Here is a 19,364-nt window from a genome sequence, read left to right on the forward strand (position 1 = left end):
TTACTTTGATAAAAGGATGGTGACAGCGTTGATTTGGCTTGACGAGCCCTACATATAGACCTTCTTCACCTTCAGAAGGAATATGCATGATTTATAATCTCATAAATTGGAGGGGTTTGTGAAATCATGTATCCGCTTGCAAAAAGGGAATTCATAATTATGGGAGGTTTTGCAAAAATGAAAATAACTTTATGGGGGAAGAGGGCATTTGCGATCTTTATGATCATTGCTCTCGTGTTCTCTGGTCTTGGACTACATCCTGTTAATGTTAAAGCAGCAACGACGAAGGTTGTATTGGTTGGGGATCTGCAGTCTAAATTTACATCGACAGGTGCGGAAGCGCCGGGTAAGGATTGGGATGAGACATCAGTAGTTACCCAAATGACCTATTCAGATAATGGCCTATATTCTTTTACAGGCACTCTGCCAGCAGGAGAATATAACTACAAGGTTACTCTAAATGATTTATGGGATGAGAATTATGGATTCACAAGTTACACCAATCCTCAGGGGACCAATGATGGGGAGAATATCCATATCAAGCTGGAAACAGAGACTGCCGTAATCTTTTATTATAATGACTTGACTCATAAAATAGCTGATTCCACGTATTACACACCGATTGCTTCCGCTAAACTACCAAGATTGACAGGAAACCTGCCGGCAGAAGCACTTACTACATTATCTGATCCTGATTTTGATGATGTTTACAGTACGGTGGCTACCCTTCCTAAGGGAGATTACACCTACCAAGTTTCTGTTCCAGGAGACGGTGAAGCCGGGGATCAATTGTATCCCGAAACTGCTAATAATCTGAGTCTTCCTTCAGATCTGCCGGTTACCTTTAAATTTAATCCACTGGATGGCAGTGTGACAGCCGAATATAAAATTCCTTCTGAACCTGTTGAGGTTACCCCTGTTCCGGCTGGACACATCCGTATTCACTACACTCGGACAGCTGGTGACTATGAAAATCAGGGATTATGGACATGGGATGATGTTCAATCCCCTTCCGCAAATTGGCCAACAGGGGCAACTCCATTTCCTGAAGGGCAAATTGATTCTTATGGTGCTTATGTTGACGTGCCAGTGAAGGATGGAGCTAAGAAAATTTCGTTCCTTGTGGTAAACCGAGTCACTCAGGCTAAGGATGAAGGCGATAAACTCTTTGCCATTAACACGCCTGAGACGAATGAAATTTGGATCAAGCAAGGGTCAAATGATGTAACACCGTATGAACCAGTTGCACTTGCTCCTAATATAGTGCGAATTCACTATACCAGAGCTGATACAAATCATGATCAATACGGACTTTGGCTGTGGGATGACGTCGTAGCCCCATCCGAAAATTGGCCGTCTGGTGCCACTCCTTTTGTGGCAGATCAAACAGATCGTTATGGTGCATATGTTGATGTTCCACTTATTGAGAACGCGAAGAAAATCGGCTTTATTGTGATGAAACCTTCGAACGGTGATAAGGACGGTGACAATAAAACCTTTAGCCTGCTGGATCGATACAATCAGCTATGGGTTAAAGAAGGAGACAACAATGTTTATGTTTCTCCGTTTGGAGAGACACCAATTGGCTTAGTATCCGCAGAGGTGTTGTCGACGAGCAAAATCCTTCTCGGCTTCACACTGACTGACGGTTTGGATCCAGCTGCCTTAAAGACAGCAATTACAGTTAAGGATAAAGAGGGTGCTGCAGTCCCGATTACTGCGGTAACCCTTACAAGCAAAACTTCAATCGAAGTGGATACAGAAGCTTTTGATTTGGAAAAAGTTCCGCTTAGCGTTACTTATTCAGGTAAAACAGTCTCCGCCGCAAGTGGCTGGAGAATGCTTGATGAAATGTACAATTATACAGGAGACGATCTTGGAGCTACGTATAATGCTGACAAAACAGCCACATTGAAATTATGGGCACCTAAAGCAAGCGGAGTCGTTGTAAATCTTTACGATAAGAATGACTCTAACGTGCAAGTGGGTAGTGTTGCTTTAACACTCGGCGAGCAAGGGGTTTGGTCAGTCCAGCTGAAGCCAGCTGATTTGACAGGCACAGCGGCAACAGATGTAAGGGGCTTCTTTTATCAATACGAAGTAACGAATGACGGTGTAACCCATAAGGTCCTTGATCCTTATGCTAAATCAATGGCGGTATTCACTGTTGATACCACAGGTGCTGCTGGTGCCGGCGGGGATACAGTGGGCAAAGCGGCTATCGTTGATTTAAGCCAGACGAACCCTGATACCTTTGGGTATGCTGATATAAAAGGCTACGAAAAACGTGAGGACGCCATCATCTACGAAGTCCACGTGAGAGATTTTACGTCAGATGTATCGATCGAGGATAGTCTGAGTGGGGAAAGATGGGGTTCTTATAGCGCTTTTGAAAAGAAACTTGATTATATTAAATCTCTTGGTGTAACGCATGTTCAGTTGCTTCCTGTGATGGCTTGGTATTACGGGGATGAGACGAAGATGGGGACTAGAGAGCCAGAGTATTCCGCAAAAAACAATGAATACAACTGGGGGTATGATCCTCACAGCTATTTCTCTCCGGACGGGGCTTATTCACAGAATCCTGCCGATCCAGAAGAGCGGATTAAAGAATTAAAAGGTTTGATTGATGCCGTGCATGAAGCTGGAATGGGTGTCGTTCTGGACGTAGTGTATACTCACATGGCTAAAAAAGAATTTTTAAACGACATCGTACCTAATTATTATGCCTTCCAAGATGCAAACGGCAACTTTATCGGGGGGTTCGGCAACAATTTAGCCACCAACCATAAAATGGCTGAGAAGCTTATGGTTGATTCGGTAAAATACTGGTTTGAAGAGTATAAGATTGATGGAATGCGCTGGGATATGATGGGCGATGCGACAGCTGATGCTGTTCAGCATGCTTATGATGCCGCGGCAGCAGTGAATCCGAAGGCACTCTTTATTGGTGAAGGCTGGAGAACATTCGGCGGCGCTGCGGCTGATCCTTCTCTCGCTGGGCAAGGTGCAGATCAGGATTGGATGGACAAAACGGATAGTGTCGGTGTTTTCTCCGATGAATTCCGTAATGAATTGAAGTCTGGTTATGGTTCTGAAGGTCAGCCTAGATTTATTACCGGTGGAGCACGTCCGATCGCTACAATCCTGGACAATATCAAAGCTCAACCTTCGAATACACCAGCAGATGATCCGGGTGATATCGTCCCATATATCGAAGCTCATGATAATCTGACACTTCATGATGTCATAGCACAATCGATCAAGAAGGATCCGGATATTGCTGAGAATGAGCTGGAAATTCAGCAGCGGATCAGATTAGGAAATATGCTCGTATTAACTTCTCAAGGTACAGCCTTCATCCATGCCGGTCAGGAATATGGGCGGACTAAGCAGTGGAAGGGCACAACGGATCCTGAGGATAAATTCACAGAGATGTTCGACAATAACAACCAATCGTTTGGCTATTTCATTCATGATTCTTACGATTCATCGGATGCAGTTAACATGTTTGATTGGACCAAAGCAACGGATGAATCTAAATTCCCAGTACAGAACACGACAAGAAAATATACGTCGGGTCTGATGGAGCTAAGAAAATCAACGGATGCCTTCCGATTGGGCGATAAGGATTTGGTTGACTCTAACATTAACCTGATCCCTGCTCCAGAAATGAAGGATAACGATCTTGTCATCGGTTATTCCAACAAAGCAACAGATGGTACTGGCATCTATTATGTCTTCATGAATGGTGACAGCACAACTAGAAAACTGACCTTATCTGAGGATTTGACGGGTGGTCAAGTGCTTGTGGACAACGATGAAGCTGGTGTTACAGCGATACCGGCTGCGCAGCAGACAGGTTTTATTTTGACAGCAAATTCAATTACATTAGAGCCTTTGACGGCTGTGATTATTCAAAAGGAAGCTGCACCAGTTACGCTTACCTCTTTGGAAACAGATAGTGCAAGCTACACGCTGGCAGCAGGAAATACGCATCAAACCGCTGTTTTTGCGAAATATGATGACAATAGCAGAAGTAATGTTACTAAGAAGGCTACTTACCTTTCCAATAAACCTGAAGTGGCTACAGTAACTGATAAAGGTCTAGTCAAAGCGGTTGGGCTAGGAACGGCAACCCTTACTATCTCTTATGAGGGTGTTTCCACAACCGTCACCGTTAAAGTTACTGACAAACGATATGTTCAATTCACTTATACCCGTAGCGATAAGGACTATAAGGATTGGAATATCTGGGTTTGGAACACTGGAGCTAAAAATGACCAGATTGATTTCACAACCTTTAAGAATGGCACAGCGAGCGTTCTGATTGAGGTTGCGGAGAATGCAACAAGCGTTGGATTTGTCCTGCGCAAAGGTACGGATTGGAACACGGGAAAACAAGACTACCCGGACGATCGTGTCATACCGTTGACCCCTGGTGAACCGTTCACTAAAGTGTATGTAACCAGTATGGTTAAAGAGCTTGATATCAAACCAAGTATTAGCGGCCCTATTTTAAAAGATGGAACGATTACTTTCAGATACCGCGACGACGCTTTGTTCCGTAATGGAAATATGGACGCAATAACAGCTGCTAAAGTAAAAGTGAACGGCACTTCGTATCCAATGATCTATGATCCGGCTAACGAGTGGTTCACTTATACACTGGCTGATTTAAAAGAAGGTATGTATAAATATACTTTCTTGATTACTAAAGATGGCGTCACTACCGAAATTACAGATCCAAAGAATACGGTGAATGATGAATCTGTTATTGATTATCATCAACCTGTCGTTACGATTACGGCATCCGTAAGTCCAGAGGCAGTCACATCCAATCAGAATGCTGTTGTAAGCATCAACGCTTCCTCTTCGGAAGAAGTAACTTACTCTGAAGCATATATGGATTTAACCAATCTTGGAGGACCTAGCAAAGTTAAGCTGGATACGGAACTCTTGAAACAAACGGTTGCTGTGAAAGACACGGTGTCAGCGGGCATCAAGGATATTCCGATTACGCTCGTAGACCAATACGGCAATGCACATAAGGAAAAGGCTACACTTGAGGTAAAAGCAAGAACCTATACAGGGGATAAGCTGGATTTTGATTGGGATGAGGCCCGGATTTATTTCGCGCTTACAGACCGGTTTAAAGACGGTGACCCAACGAATAATGAGAATGTAAATAAAGATCATCTGGAAGCTTATCATGGTGGAGATTTCCGAGGGATGATCGACAATCTCGATTATTTGCAAGAGCTAGGAATTAACACGTTATGGATCACGCCAATCGTAGATAATATTGATTTTAACAAAGGCGTTGACTTTGGCAGCGAACAATATGGATACCATGGGTATTGGGCAAAAGATTTTACCAAGCTCGACGAGCATCTTGGCGATATGGCAACCTTCAAGGAGCTGATCGAAAAGGCGCATGACAAAGGGATCAAGATCATGGTTGACGTTGTACTCAATCATACGGGTTACGGTCTGAAAGCTGAGGATACCTATCCGACAATTACAGCTGAGGATAAAGCACGTTTCGAAGGGATGCTGCGCACGGATGGTGTATCCGCAGATACAGATCCAATTAAGGGTGAGCTTGCTTTCCTGCCAGATTTCAAGACGGAAGATCCAGCCGTTCGTGAAAAAATTATCGCTTGGCAAACAGGCTGGTTAGACAACGCACGTACGGAACGTGGAGACACGATTGATTATTTCCGTGTGGATACAGTCAAGCACGTGGACGATACGACTTGGAAAGCCTTTAAAAATGCACTGACAGCGATTGATCCAAACTTCAAAATGACCGGCGAATACTTCGGTGGAACCATTGATAACAATGGTGGAATGCTCGAAACTAGCCAGATGGATGGTCTGCTTGATTTTGGATTTAAAGATGCAGCCAGAGATTTTGCAAATGGTAAGGTAAACAGTGTGGATGCTTATCTGCAGGAACGTGAATTAAAGATCGACAATACGAAGATGATGGCTCAATTCCTGAGCAGTCACGATGAGAATGGTTTCTTGTCTGATTACGTGGGAGGCGATAAAGGCAAGCTGAAGATTGCTGCAGCTCTGCAAATTACCGCCAAAGGACAGCCGGTAATATACTACGGAGAAGAACTGGGGAATTCCGGAAGCAATGCTGGAAATATGTCTGAAGGTCAATTCAGTGAGAACCGTAAGGATATGCCTTGGGATCAATTGACGGCAGAGAAGCCACTACATGACCATTATCAAAAGCTGTTGAATATCCGTGCGAAGTACTCCAAAGTGTATTCCAAAGGTGCGCGCACGAAGCTCGCAGGTTCAGATGATTCAGGTTATTTAGCTTTCAACAAATCTTATGAAGATGAGAACGTAGTGACGGTAATCAATACTAAAACTAGTGAGAATTCTGTAACGATTCCAGTACCGTTTGCTGCCAATTCATCGGTAACCGATGAATATAGCGGTAAAACATACATGGTTTCCGAAGATCAAAAGGTAAATATTGATCTGCCAGGCATAGATGATGGAGGCACGGTTATTTTGGCGGAAGTATCGGATGTTATACCGACACCAACGCCGACACCAACACCAACGCCGACGCCGACACCGACACCGACACCAACGCCAACGCCGACACCGACACCAACGCCAACGCCGACACCAGAAGTAACACCGTCGCCTGAGGTGACACCAACACCAACATCGACGCCGACGCCGACGCCGACACCAACGCCGACGCCGACACCAACGCCGACGCCGACACCAGAAGTAACACCGTCGCCTGAGGTGACACCAACGCCAGAAGCCACAGCGGCACCAACTTCTGGAGTTGTTGTTAACCCTAGCCCTACACCGCCAGCGGATACTCAGGTTGTGAATGAGGATAGCTTGAAGAATGGTAAAGACGGCAAGGTGCAAATTGATGTTGTTGCCGGTAAGACAGCGGTACGCTTACCTTTACAAGCTGCACAAATACTAGGAACTAATGATCTTGTGTTTAAAATGGGAGATCTGTTAGTTACTATCCCTAGCCTGCTTTTAAGTACAATGCCAAGTTTAGCTTCAAGTATTGATGGGGTAGGTGCCCAAATCTTGCTTGAACTGAATCCACTGGCGCAGTCTGCTGCGAAAGCCATAGTAGACGGTTTAAACAAAGACAGTGCTCATGTTAGCTCTCTTTCCGATGTATTTGAATTCAGACTTAGCGTGCTGATGAAAGACGGTACTCGGATTGTAATTAAGCAGTTCGATGAGCCGATTACGATCTCATTCAAGATTAAAGGGCAATTCAACAAGGACTTAATCGGAATCTATTATTTAAGTGATAATGGCGGGTTAGAGTACGTGGGAGGACAGCTGAATGGAGAGGTGATCACGGCACAAGTCACACATTTCAGTAAGTATGCTGTGCTTGAAATCGATAAGTCGTTCAAAGATGTTCCTGCAACCTATTGGGCATTTAAGGCGATTCAATCACTTGCCGCCAAACAAATTGTGTCAGGGGTCACTACCTCTGAGTTTGATCCGAAAAGTAATGTTAGCCGTGCGGAATTTACAGCACTACTAGTACGTGCACTTGGCTTAAAAGCGGAAGGGCAGGTCCTGTTTACTGACATCAGGTCAGATGCATGGTATGCCTCATATGTAGCCACAGCTACTAAGCTGGGTATTGTTAGTGGACGGAGTAATAATATTTTTGCGCCAAATGCATCAATTACCCGTGAGGAAATGGCTGTTATGGCGATCCGCGCACTTGAAGTGAAGTCTGGTAAGAAGCTTGAACCTGTAGCAGCCTCTACGGCCTTTACTGACGCTTCAAGTATTAGCAAGTGGGCGGAAGCCTATGTGAAGACTGCAGCAGACTTAGGACTCCTGCAAGGCCGAGAGAACAATCGATTCGCTCCAAAAGCATGGATGACCCGCGCAGAAAGCGCACAGGTTATTTATACGCTGCTGAGCAAGTAGGCTAAACTAAGGTGTGCTGAATTCTGGCACCCCTTAGTTTGAGCAGCGGTTAGCATTTTAGTATGCTCCAAAAGAAAACAGGGTATCCCGAAGCGATTATCGCTTGCGAGATACCCTGTTTTGTTATGCTGTATGGCTGAGCAGTGGGAAGAAAAGAAGTCTTTTAGATGATTGCCTTTAGTATAGCGAATCCATAGGCTGGCATCTTCACGATCAGCTTGCTGCGTTCTGTGCGCAGTGTTTCGCCTGTAAACAAGTTCTCCCAATCCCGCTCGTCTACGTCAATACGGAAGGTCTGAGCGGTCTCTTCACTGTTGATTAGTACCACAATCGTCTGCAGATCCAGCCGGCGCTCATAGGCTAGTTTGCTGCCTTGTTGTCCTGCCTCCAGGAAGGTAAATGTACCTGTGCGGAGAGCAGGGTGGTCGTTGCGTATTTTAATAAGCTGACGATAGAACTCGAAGAGCTCTCGATCCTGCTTTTCAGGGTTCCACTCCATGCATTTGCGGCAACCAGGGTCACCTTCACCGTCCATGCCGATCTCGTCACCGTAATAGATGCAGGGAGTGCCCATAAAGGTGAATTGGAACAGTGCCGCTAATCGCATCTTGTTTTTGTCTCCAGCAGCCAGCGTAAGCAGTCGTGGAGTATCGTGGCTGTCCAGCAGATTAAAAGCAACTTCACTAGCCTGCAGCGGGTAGCGTGATAACTGTTTACCAATGGAATTGGCGAATCCTTCAGCATCAAGAGTGCCATTCACAAAGAAGTCAAGGACGGCGTCAGTGAAAGGATAGTTCATAACGGCATCAAATTTATCGCCTTCCAGCCAAGGTGCAGATTCATGCCAGATTTCCCCCAATATGTAGGCCTCAGGATTAGCACGTTTAACCACCTTGCGGAATTCCCGCCAGAAATCATGATCCACTTCATTGGCAACGTCCAGACGCCAGCCATCGATCCCGACTTCTTTGATCCAGTATTCTGCGACTTTCAGTAAGTATTGTTTAACTTCAGGGTGTTCTGTGTTTAGCTTTGGCATTAGCGGTTCAAAAGCAAAGGTGTCATAAGTAGGGACACCGTTTTCAATCTGAAGCGGAAACTTGCGAATATGGAACCAATCTTTAAAGGCGGAAGCCTCTCCTTTTTCTTGAACATCTACAAAAGGAGCAAAGGTTCTGCCAGAATGATTGAATACGGCATCTAGCAGGACACGAATCCCACGTTTATGGCAGCTATCGACGAGCTTTTTTAAAGTCTCAATATCTCCAAAATGCGGATCGACTTTCATATAGTCTTCTGTATCGTATTTGTGATTAGTAGTTGCATCAAAGATAGGTGTGAAATAAATAGCAGTGATCCCAAGCTCGTTAAGATGATCTAAATGATCAATAACCCCTTGCAGGTCGCCGCCAAAAAAATTTGTTGGTGTTGGTTCGGAGCCCCATGGCTGAACATTTTCCGGATCAAGGCTTGGGTCGCCATTTGCAAAGCGTTCTGGGAAGATCTGATAAAAAACAGCGTCCTTTACCCAGGCAGGCGGAGCAAATACATCAACGCGGTTAATGAAAGGGAATTCGAACAGCTTGTTTGGGTTTTCCGGCCGCACCGTTTGAAAGTCACTTTCGGTCATCCAAATTCGTTCGTTATCTTTTTGAAGTAAGAAGCCGTATTTCAAGCGGCGGTAGAGAGGTACTGAAGCACATTCCCAATAGTCAAACATAGCATCGGAGGTGAAGAGGGTCATGGGAATTAGCTCTTTTGTGGTATCCCAAGCATATTTATCTCCAGCAAAGGCGAACACTTCGGTTAAATCCCCTTTTTTAGCGCGTAGACGCAGGTGAATCGTACTTTCATTATAGGCATAAGACCAATTTAACCGCGGACGATGATACACTGCTTCCAGTAACATGATAAATCCTCCTAAAGTTTTGTTAGCGTTACTTCCTCGAACACTTCGGCAAAACCACCTCGAAAGCATACGCTAAGTTTTGTTAGCGTTACTTCCTCGAAAGCATAAACTATTCCCGGACGATACTCCACAGAGCGCGTGGAATGTAGAATGTCGCTATTGTTATTGGTTGCACAGTTTTTTATGCAACATGCACTAAATCAGTAGCAGAGTAGCACATAACAAAGAGGCACAACCACCGCGAAGTAGCTTGCCCGAGGTTGTACCTTTGATAAGTAACATTGCCTTTTAATTATATAGAACAGGAGGCAGACAAGGGATGTTGTGCTTCATGCTGGACAGCCTCTTAATGTTTTGGATTATAGCATGGAATAAAAGGGCTTTCAATACTCTTGTTCAAACCATTGCACTAAATTTCACTAAAGTAAACGAGCATTGTGAAGGGCAAATTATGAGAAATCTCTTGAAATAGAGAAAATGTGGCATATTAGGGGCAAATAAAATAGATATTCCAATAATAAACACATGAATTATCGACTAATTAAAAGATATCATGTGAAAAATGGAGATATATGCCTATAATGTATATCAAATAATGGAAAATGACCCAATACAGTATATGCAAACGTTTTTAAAAACAATCGTTACTGTTGTATGATGTACTCATGAATGAAGCGCTTTCTTACCTGTGAAATGCAGATACAGAAGGAGCAAGCTAAAAGAAGAACTTTTTTTTTAGCCTTTCTGAAATCGTTTGCGCAGATTGCAGCACTACTATTTTCCATCTTACGTTTTTAAAAATTGGGAGGGGTTAAAGTAATGAAATTGAAAAAAATGATGGTTATCACCGCAGCTTTCTCAATGGCTCTGTCCGTTACAGCATGCGGTTCGAACAACAACAGTACGAATAACGGGGGCAACAACGCAGCAAAAGCAACTAATAATGCTACTACAGAGACTGCAGCGCCAGCGAGCACAGATGCAGCAGCAACAGATGAAATTGTACCTGAAGATGGCGCAACTCTAGTGGTATGGGAAAGTAAAGAAGAAAGACCTTTTGCAGATGAGATTGCTAAACAGTTCACAGCAAAATATAACGTTCCAGTCAAGGTTGAAGAATTGGCACCACCAGATCAAGTAACTAAACTTACTCAAGATGGTCCTTCAGGATTAGCGGCAGACGTTATTCTTATCCCTCACGATAACTTAGGTAAAGCGGCAAGCGCGAGCTTGGTTCTTCCTAACGATGTCTTCGGTGAAGAAACAAAAGCTAACAATACTGAAGCTTCGATTATCGGATCTTCGTACGAAGGCGAATTGTATGGTTACCCAAGAGCAGCAGAAACTTATGCATTGTTCTACAATAAATCGCTTGTTAAAGAAGCACCTAAATCATTTGATGATGTTCTTGCATTCAGCAAAACATTCACGGATAAATCGAAAAATAGATATGGGATTATGTGGGAAGTAGGAAACTTGTACTTCAACTACATGTTTATCGCTTCCGATGGCGGATACCTCTTCGGTAAGGATGGTACGGATAAAGATGATATCGGTCTTGCTAACGATGGCGCAATTGCAGGACTTAAAGAATTTGTGAAACTGAAGGAAGCATTGCCAATTAAGAGTGGTGATATCAACAGTGATATCAAACGCAGCTTGTTCAACTCTGGTGATGTAGCTATGGATATCACAGGTCCATGGGAGCTTGGAGGATACAAAGAAGCTCTTGGTGACAACCTTGGTATTGCTCCAATCCCTACAGTGAATGGCAAAACAGCAATTACATTCTCTGGTATTAAAATTTTCGCAGTTAACTCGTTTACTCAATATCCGAATGCTGCTAAATTGTATGCGAATTTTGCTTCAAGCAAAGACGCTCAGCTGTTACTGAACAAAACGATTGGTTCGGTTCCTACAAACAACGAGGCGCTTCTTGATCCACAGATCTCTAGCGATCCATATGTCTCTGTTTTTGCAGAACAAGCTAAGAACTCCCAACCGATGCCTTCTATTCCTGAAATGGGTAACGTATGGAGCCCAGTAAATGCTGCCCTTCCAGAAATTTGGGATAAAAATGGGGATCCAAAAGCAGCAATGGACAAAGCTGTACAACAAATCAAAGATTTGAATAACAGTGCATCCCAATAAGGATCATAATTCACTGTCTTAACAGCATACAGTGAATCAAGCTGCCCGCCGCATGTTTAGCGGCTGGCAGCTTCTTATTTTCACTCGGAGAGGAGAACGGAAGCGAAATGCAACGACATCGCACGAGGGCCGCAATACTGTCGACGATTTTTATGGGATTGGGACAAATATATAACCGCCAATTCGTTAAAGGAATATTATATTTAGCCGTAGAAGCTGTAGCCGTTTTTTATTTTATTGAGAACCTTGCCAACTCTTTATGGGGCATCGTAACACTAGGAGAGAATCCGAGTCGTCTGGTTAAAGTGAAGGGGATCGCCAAGATGGTTACCGGTGATCACTCGATTTATATCATGATCCAAAGCTTGATCACCATCCTTATTCTTATTCTATTGATTATCGCCTGGTATTTGAATATCAGAGATGCTTACAAGATTGGAGAAAAACGTGATAACGGTCTTCAGGCAAACACTTTTAAACAAAGTGTTCGTTATATCCTGGATTACAAGTTTGCTCAAGCGTTTCTAGTCTTGCCGGGCATTGGTGTTCTATTCTTTACGATTATGCCAATTATCTTCATGATCCTGTTGGCCTTTACGAACTATTCCGCACCTGATCATCTTCCACCCGCCAAATTGGTGGACTGGGTTGGATTTCAGACCTTTCGTAATTTATTGGTCCTTAAGACATGGAGCCACACTTTTTATGGTGTATTAACATGGACAATTATATGGGCAGTTCTTTCAACCATTACTACATACTTCGGAGGACTGTTGGTCGCTTTGCTGGTGAGTCAGAAGGGCATTCGCTTCAAAGGAATGTGGAGAGTAATTCTGATTGTGCCTTACGCGGTGCCACAGTTAATCTCGCTTCTGCTCATGCGCAACTTATTTAACGGTCAATTCGGGCCTATCAATCAATACATGGGGTATTTTGGATTGGATGGTTTACCGTGGCTGACTGACCCATTCTGGGCTAAGGTTACCGTAATTATCGTTAATATGTGGGTAGGTATTCCTGTTTCTATGCTGCTTATCATGGGCGTTCTGACTACTATCCCACGGGATATGTATGAAGCTGCTGAGGTGGATGGAGCATCGGGTTATCAGAAGTTCCGTATCGTAACGTTGCCGATGGTATTGTTCTCTACAGCACCGACCTTGATTACGCAGTTTGCAGGTAACATCAACAACTTTAACGCGATCTTCCTATTAACTGGTGGTAGTCCGGTAAATGGTGACTATCAATATGCCGGTTCTACGGACTTGCTAGTAACCTGGTTATACAAATTAACGCTAGATCAGAATAAAAACAACATGGCTTCGGCAATAGGGATTATTATCTTTATCATTGTCGCTTCATTCTCCCTGTACAATTACCGCCGGACGAAGTCATTTAAAGAGGAGGATATGATCCAATGAGCAGAAAAGTCGCGAACTTTATTCGCTTAGCAGGTAGTTATATTATCTTGATTGCTTTGTCGATAGCTGCACTCTATCCTGCCCTTTGGATTCTTTTAGCTTCTTTCCGACCTGGTAAATCATTGTACAGCAAAACGTTTATTCCCGAGCAATTCACTTTATCACATTACAGAGAATTGTTCACATCACCCAGCTATATGTTTGGGACTTGGTATGCCAATACCTTGAAAATAGCTGTGTTCTCGATGCTTATCGGGGTAGTTCTTACTTTGTTAACCAGTTATGCCGTATCCAGATTCCGGTTTAAAGCGCGTAAAACAGCGTTATCCACCGTATTGATTCTTGGTATGTTCCCTGGTTTTATGAGTATGATCGCTATTTATATGCTGCTTAAAGAGTTTAATTTGCTGGATACACATATTGCGTTAATTATCGTTTATGCGGCCGGGGCGCCGCTGGGAGGGACCTTTATCGCCAAAGGTTTCCTCGATACGATTCCTCGTTCCTTGGATGAGGCCGCTCGTATTGACGGGGCGAGCAATTTCGGAATATTTATGCGAATCATCTTACCTTTGTCACGTCCTATGATCACATATATGGCGCTGACTCAGTTTGTTGGACCATGGGTGGACTTCATTTTTGCGAGACTCATTCTGCGGACTAAGGAGAACTGGACAGTGGCAGTGGGGATGTGGGATATGGTTAACACCAATCAAAACACTAACTTTACCTTGTTCTCTGCGGGTGCGGTTTTGATCTCCATTCCAATTATGATTTTGTTTGTATTCTTGCAACGTCTGCTAGTAGATGGCTTGACAGCAGGAGCTAGTAAGGGGTAAACCCATTCGCTCGCTTCATGCTAATAAATGATCAGGGTACAGCCTTTATACAGAAATGGAGGGCTGTACCCTTATTTCGTCATGGGGAGTGAACTTAATGAAAAAGTCCTGGACTCTATATTTTAAATCTGTTGGAGTTAAACTGTTCGTTATTTTATTTAGTTCTATAGTTCTCTTATCCTCCGTGCTAGGATTGACTTCCTATTTTGCCGCTAAAAATATCATTACGAATGAGGTTGCTGCAGCCTCCACACAATCTGTAGTTCAGGCAGCGGACAAGCTGGATTTTGTGCTGGCAGAGTATGAGGCACTATCAAGGCAGTTTGCACTCGACTCTGTGTTAAAGGGTGATTTAGAAAAAATAAATAGCGGCGAGCTTACAACTGTGGCCAAAGCCGGTGCTGAAGATCGGATTCGCAGAAAGCTGGACTTGGTAAAAGGGTCTGATGAGCGGATGTATGGCGTCAGGCTGGTATCCAAGAGCTTGGTAGACTCAGAATCTTATAAGTCTGCTGGTATAAGTGGGATTCGTAGTGATGAAGGCATTTCCGCAAGATTAGAGCAAATTGCCGCAGCTAAAGGAGAGCCAGTCTGGTTTCCCGTTCGTGAGAAAGGCTTTTTTGATGCTTATACTGAGCCCTCCTTAACTATGGGGAGATTGCTACGTAATCTTTTACATCCCGAAGCGGAGTATTACATGCTAATCGAAGTGAAAGGGAAGGCCATGACTGAAATGCTGTCTAACCTTCAGATTGGGATGACCGGTGAAATTCGTATCTTGAGTGCGGATGGCAGCATTGTGTATGGTGCGGATCATGCCAAGCTGGGTCAACCCTCTTACATAAAAGTTTCAGAAGAACAAGGGAAAGAGCAAAATCATTCATTTACAGCGGAGGATGAGAACGGAAGTTCTCAGCTTGTTGTATACCAGCCCCTGGCGACTGCCAAGTGGATGCTTATGGGGTATGCTCCTGTCAGTGATTTTACTAAGTCTGCGGACAAGCTTTTATATATCACATTTTCTGTGGTGCTGGCGGCAGCCTTAATAGCACTACTAATTGGTTATATTCTTGTTCGATTGGTAGGGCGCCCGCTGGGTAAGCTGGCAATCTTGATGGAGGAAGGAGAGCGTGGGAACCTGCAGGTACGAACCAATTTCAAGGGCAAAGATGAGATTGGCCGCTTGGGTCAAAGCTTCAACAAAATGATGGAGCAGATCTCCTTACTTGCAAGGCAGAGCGGGAATTCGGCAGATGAGGTCCTCCTTACTTCGGAACAATTAGTACAAGCATCAAGTACAATCTCCCTCCATGCCAGAGAGGTTGCGACCGCTACCGGTGAGATTGCAGCGGGGTCAGCCAGCCTCGCTGTTGAAGCCGAACGTAGTTATCACAATGTTGAGATTATCGGCAACAAAATGAGTGAAGTGACGGAAATAAATACAGTGATGGACCATTCAGCAGAACGGGTCATTGAGGTTAGCAATCAAGGTACAGAGCTGATGAAACTGCTGGTAGAGCAGAGTGAGTCTACGGTAGAGATGATCAATCGAATTCAAGATAATTCTACTAAGCTCAGAGAAAGCACTCATTTAATTCGCAGTATACTCAGCCCTATGATTGCTGTGAATAAGCAGACCAATATTTTGGCACTAAATGCTACCATAGAAGCAGTTAGAGCAGGTGCGGCAGGTAGAGGGTTCATAGTGATTGCTGATGAAATTAGGCAGCTCGCTAACCAGTCGAATGAATCGATTCAATCGGTCTCCAAGATCACGGAAGAGATTGGTCTACATATCGAGAACACCGTTAAGGATATCAATGAAGCCGCTCCTAAGTTCCGTGAACAAATCTCTTCTGTAAGAGAGTCGTCAACGATATTCGCGAGTGTCAAAGAGGAAATGGAACATTTCATGAGACATATTAGTGAATCTTCTGCTTCTGTCCTCGAACTGATTGAGTTCCAGCGTCAACTCGGTGAATCCATGGCCAGCGTAAGCTCCATCGTCCAGCAAACCACTGCTTCGACGGAGGAGGTAGCTTCTATGTCATCTCAGCAATTCACGGTTAGTGAGGAATTGGTTGCCCTATCGGAAAAGCTGGAGGGTTTGGCAGCCGATCTTAAGCACTCTTTGGTTTCTTTTCAAGTATGACAATATTATTCTAATAGAGACGGGCAATTTTCCAATATAATGGAGAGTTGCTCGTTTTTGTTGATTTGATTGCTATCGGACGTTATCTTGTCTTCGAAGTGGCTAAAGAGATACACTTGTATTAAGTAATAAATGAAGAAAGTAGTGATCCATTGACGAACTTAAATCTGAGCCCCAGCGGGAGTCTTTTTCAGCAGGTTTTAATCGAGGGAGATTATAGTCCTCATTTTTTTGCTTACTATTATAAACAGTGGAATAACTACAATATGTCTTACCATCAGCATAATTCAACGGAAATCATGTATTTGATCTCAGGAAGTTGTATCGTAGATGTCCGCCCAAGCTCAGGAGGAGAAGAGAGAGTTCGGCTGAAGCGGGGAGAATTGATCATTTTAGACGCGAATGTTCCGCATAGGCTGATTGTTGAAGAGGGGGCACCTTGTCGGATGCTAAATGTGGAATTTGGGTTCATGGAATATAGAGGGGTTGCACCCTCTGTCGGCAAGCTAGCCCGTGAAGAAACGGCGCTCGCAGAAATGCTGCAGCTTCCTTTTTCCAGTTTAGTAATGCCTGATCCGGAGGAAATCTATCATGTTCTAAAGGGACTTGTGTTAGAGCTTGATCAGAGCGGCGGAAAGGGTGGAAGTATGGTTGATTTATTATTTTGTGAGCTTCTGTTGCGGTTATCCAGACTTCGGCAAGAGCAGCTTCATACCAGCCAACAGCCCTCGCAGCTTTATGTGCGGCGGAGCATTGAATTCCTGCATCAGAACTATGACCAGAACATTCAGGTTAAGGACATCGCTGCCGCAGTTAATCTGCATCCCGGATATTTGCATCGAATTTTTAAGAGCCATACGGGTCGGACGCTCAGCGATTACTTGAACATGTTGCGAATGGAGAAAGCGAAGATGCTGCTTGGGCAGAGCGACATCCCGATTGCTGAAATTGCAGATTACGTAGGAATTAGCAGCAGGCAATATTTTCACCTTCTTTTTAAAAAATACGCCGATTGCACACCTGTAGAATTCCGCAATTCCATTGAGCGTCACGCCTGGAGTTATGAAGAGCATGATTTTCAGTAGATAGGTTAGGATTTTTGACACCTTCTTTCAAAAGAGGTCATGATATTGGTTACGCTTTCCTAAGGTCCCTTGCTACAATGGACAGGAACAACCAATTCATTACCGGAGGATGATAACCATGTCATTTAAAGTGTCTTTTATAGGGGCAGGCAGCATTGGATTTACCCGTGGATTGTTGCGGGACTTACTAACTGTACCGGAATTTAAAAATATCGAAGTCTCATTTATGGATATTAACAGCCACAATCTGGAGATGGTCACGGAGCTATGCCAGCGTGATATTAAGGAGAATGGTTTAAATATACAAATTCAGGCGACAACGGATCGCAGAGAAGCACTGAAGGATGCCAAGTACGTATTTTGTACTATTCGGATGGGTGGGCTTGAAGCCTTTGCTACGGATGTGGACATTCCCTTAAAATACGGAGTGGATCAGTGTGTGGGAGATACTCTGTGTGCGGGTGGCATCATGTACGGGCAACGCGGAATTGCGGAGATGCTGAATATTTGCCGTGATATTAGGGAGATGGCAGCACCGGATGTACTTTTGCTTAACTATTCGAATCCGATGGCTATGCTGACCTGGGCCTGCAATAAATATGGTGGTGTTCGGACCATCGGTCTATGTCATGGTGTACAGCATGGGCACCAACAAATTGCGGATGTGTATGGTCTTAAGAAATCCGAAGTTGATATTATCTGTGCGGGCATCAATCACCAGACCTGGTATATTTCAGCAAGTCATGAGGGGAAGGATCTGACCGAAGGTCTTTTAGAGGCTTTTGAGAAACATCCGGAATTCAGCCGTACGGAAAAAGTGCGCATCGATATGCTTCGTCGCTTTGGCTACTATAGTACAGAATCCAATGGACACTTAAGTGAGTACGTGCCATGGTACCGTAAACGCAGTGATGAAATTATGGATTGGATCGATCTTGGGAGCTGGATTAACGGAGAAACAGGCGGTTATCTGCGTGTCTGCACGGAAGGTCGGAATTGGTTCGAGACCGATTTTCCAAACTGGATGAAAGACCCGGCATTGGAGTATACGAAGGAGAATCGCGGGGAAGAGCACGGCTCTTATATTATAGAAGGATTGGAAACGGGACGAGTGTACCGGGGGCACTTTAATACAGTGAACAATGGCGTAATCTCTAATCTGCCAGATGATGCCATCATCGAAGCACCGGGATATGTAGACCGGAACGGGATCTCCATGCCATTGGTAGGTGAATTGCCGCTGGGTCCTGCCGCCGTATGTAACGTGAGCATTTCAGTGCAACGTCTGGCGGTTGAAGCAGCTGTACACGGCGATGATAAGCTGTTACGTCAGGCATTTATGATGGATCCACTCGTTGGTGCTGTATGTAATCCAAAAGAAGTCTGGCAGATGGTCGATGAGATGCTCGTCGCAGGGGAACAGTGGCTGCCTCAATACAGCGAAGCTATTGCTAAAGCCAAGGAACATTTGGCTTCAGGAGAGCTTATCCCAACGAACGCTAACAACGAGGGCGCTGCTCGCCTGAAGGTGAAGACGGTGGATGAGATGATGCAGGACCGGGAAGCAGCGAACAAAAATGCTGGTGAGTCTGATAAAGGCAAGGATAGAGAGAAGGTTCAATAAGGTGTAGCATTGAAAGCTTTTTAACTATAAATAACCTCCACATTCCAGAGTTTGGGATTGGAGGTTTTTTTAGGATGGAAGTCTAAGAGGGGAAAAACAAAACAGCAGTCATAGCTTACGAAAACAAGCTGACATGGGTGGGGAGTACAAGTTTATCGGTACCGATCCAAATTGTGAAATTAGGTTTATAGTAGGAGTTATTATGTAACTGAAAAAAGAAA

Annotated in this window: 8 protein-coding genes; 7 read left to right on the forward strand and 1 reads right to left on the reverse strand. The window is 44.2% G+C overall.

The genetic code is table 11. The annotated features are described in order from the left end of the window. Positions 1–177: 177 nt before the first annotated feature. Positions 178–7,962: a pullulanase gene (locus NSQ91_RS08655; protein ID WP_076303967.1), complete on the forward strand. Its 7,785-nt coding sequence runs from the start codon at positions 178–180 to the stop codon at positions 7,960–7,962. 163 nt (positions 7,963–8,125) lie between these two features. On the opposite strand, the gene NSQ91_RS08660 is transcribed toward NSQ91_RS08655, so the two are convergent. Further along, positions 8,126–9,871: an alpha-glycosidase gene (locus tag NSQ91_RS08660; protein WP_076303876.1), complete on the reverse strand. Its 1,746-nt coding sequence runs from the start codon at positions 9,869–9,871 to the stop codon at positions 8,126–8,128. A gap of 819 nt (positions 9,872–10,690) precedes the next feature. Here NSQ91_RS08660 and NSQ91_RS08665 point away from each other — a divergent pair. The 6 genes from NSQ91_RS08665 to NSQ91_RS08690 all read left to right on the forward strand — a co-directional run bounded on the left by NSQ91_RS08665 (position 10,691) and on the right by NSQ91_RS08690 (position 19,143). Continuing rightward, positions 10,691–12,022: a sugar ABC transporter substrate-binding protein gene (locus NSQ91_RS08665; protein WP_076303877.1), complete on the forward strand. Its 1,332-nt coding sequence runs from the start codon at positions 10,691–10,693 to the stop codon at positions 12,020–12,022. 107 nt (positions 12,023–12,129) lie between these two features. Further along, entirely contained in the window at positions 12,130–13,443 is a 1,314-nt protein-coding gene (locus tag NSQ91_RS08670) for a sugar ABC transporter permease (RefSeq protein ID WP_036684375.1), read from the forward strand. Next, on the forward strand, positions 13,440–14,282 hold the full coding sequence (locus NSQ91_RS08675) for a sugar ABC transporter permease (protein WP_076126471.1): 843 nt from the start codon (positions 13,440–13,442) through the stop codon (positions 14,280–14,282). Before NSQ91_RS08670 ends, NSQ91_RS08675 begins: the two co-directional genes overlap by 4 nt. A 97-nt stretch (positions 14,283–14,379) precedes the next feature. Continuing rightward, positions 14,380–16,434 carry a methyl-accepting chemotaxis protein gene (locus NSQ91_RS08680; protein ID WP_081383145.1) on the forward strand — a complete coding sequence of 685 codons (2,055 nt, stop codon included), beginning with the start codon at positions 14,380–14,382 and terminating at the stop codon, positions 16,432–16,434. A gap of 167 nt (positions 16,435–16,601) precedes the next feature. Continuing rightward, the gene (locus tag NSQ91_RS08685; RefSeq protein ID WP_076279416.1) at positions 16,602–17,519 is read left to right on the forward strand and encodes an AraC family transcriptional regulator; all 918 of its coding nucleotides are present in this window, start codon (positions 16,602–16,604) and stop codon (positions 17,517–17,519) included. A gap of 118 nt (positions 17,520–17,637) precedes the next feature. Beyond that, positions 17,638–19,143, forward strand: coding sequence for an alpha-glucosidase/alpha-galactosidase (locus NSQ91_RS08690; RefSeq protein ID WP_340917385.1), 1,506 nt, complete (start codon positions 17,638–17,640; stop codon positions 19,141–19,143). Positions 19,144–19,364: the final 221 nt, after the last annotated feature.

The organism is Paenibacillus sp. FSL R7-0048 (assembly GCF_038004505.1).
Lineage (GTDB): Bacteria > Bacillota > Bacilli > Paenibacillales > Paenibacillaceae > Paenibacillus_AQ > Paenibacillus_AQ odorifer.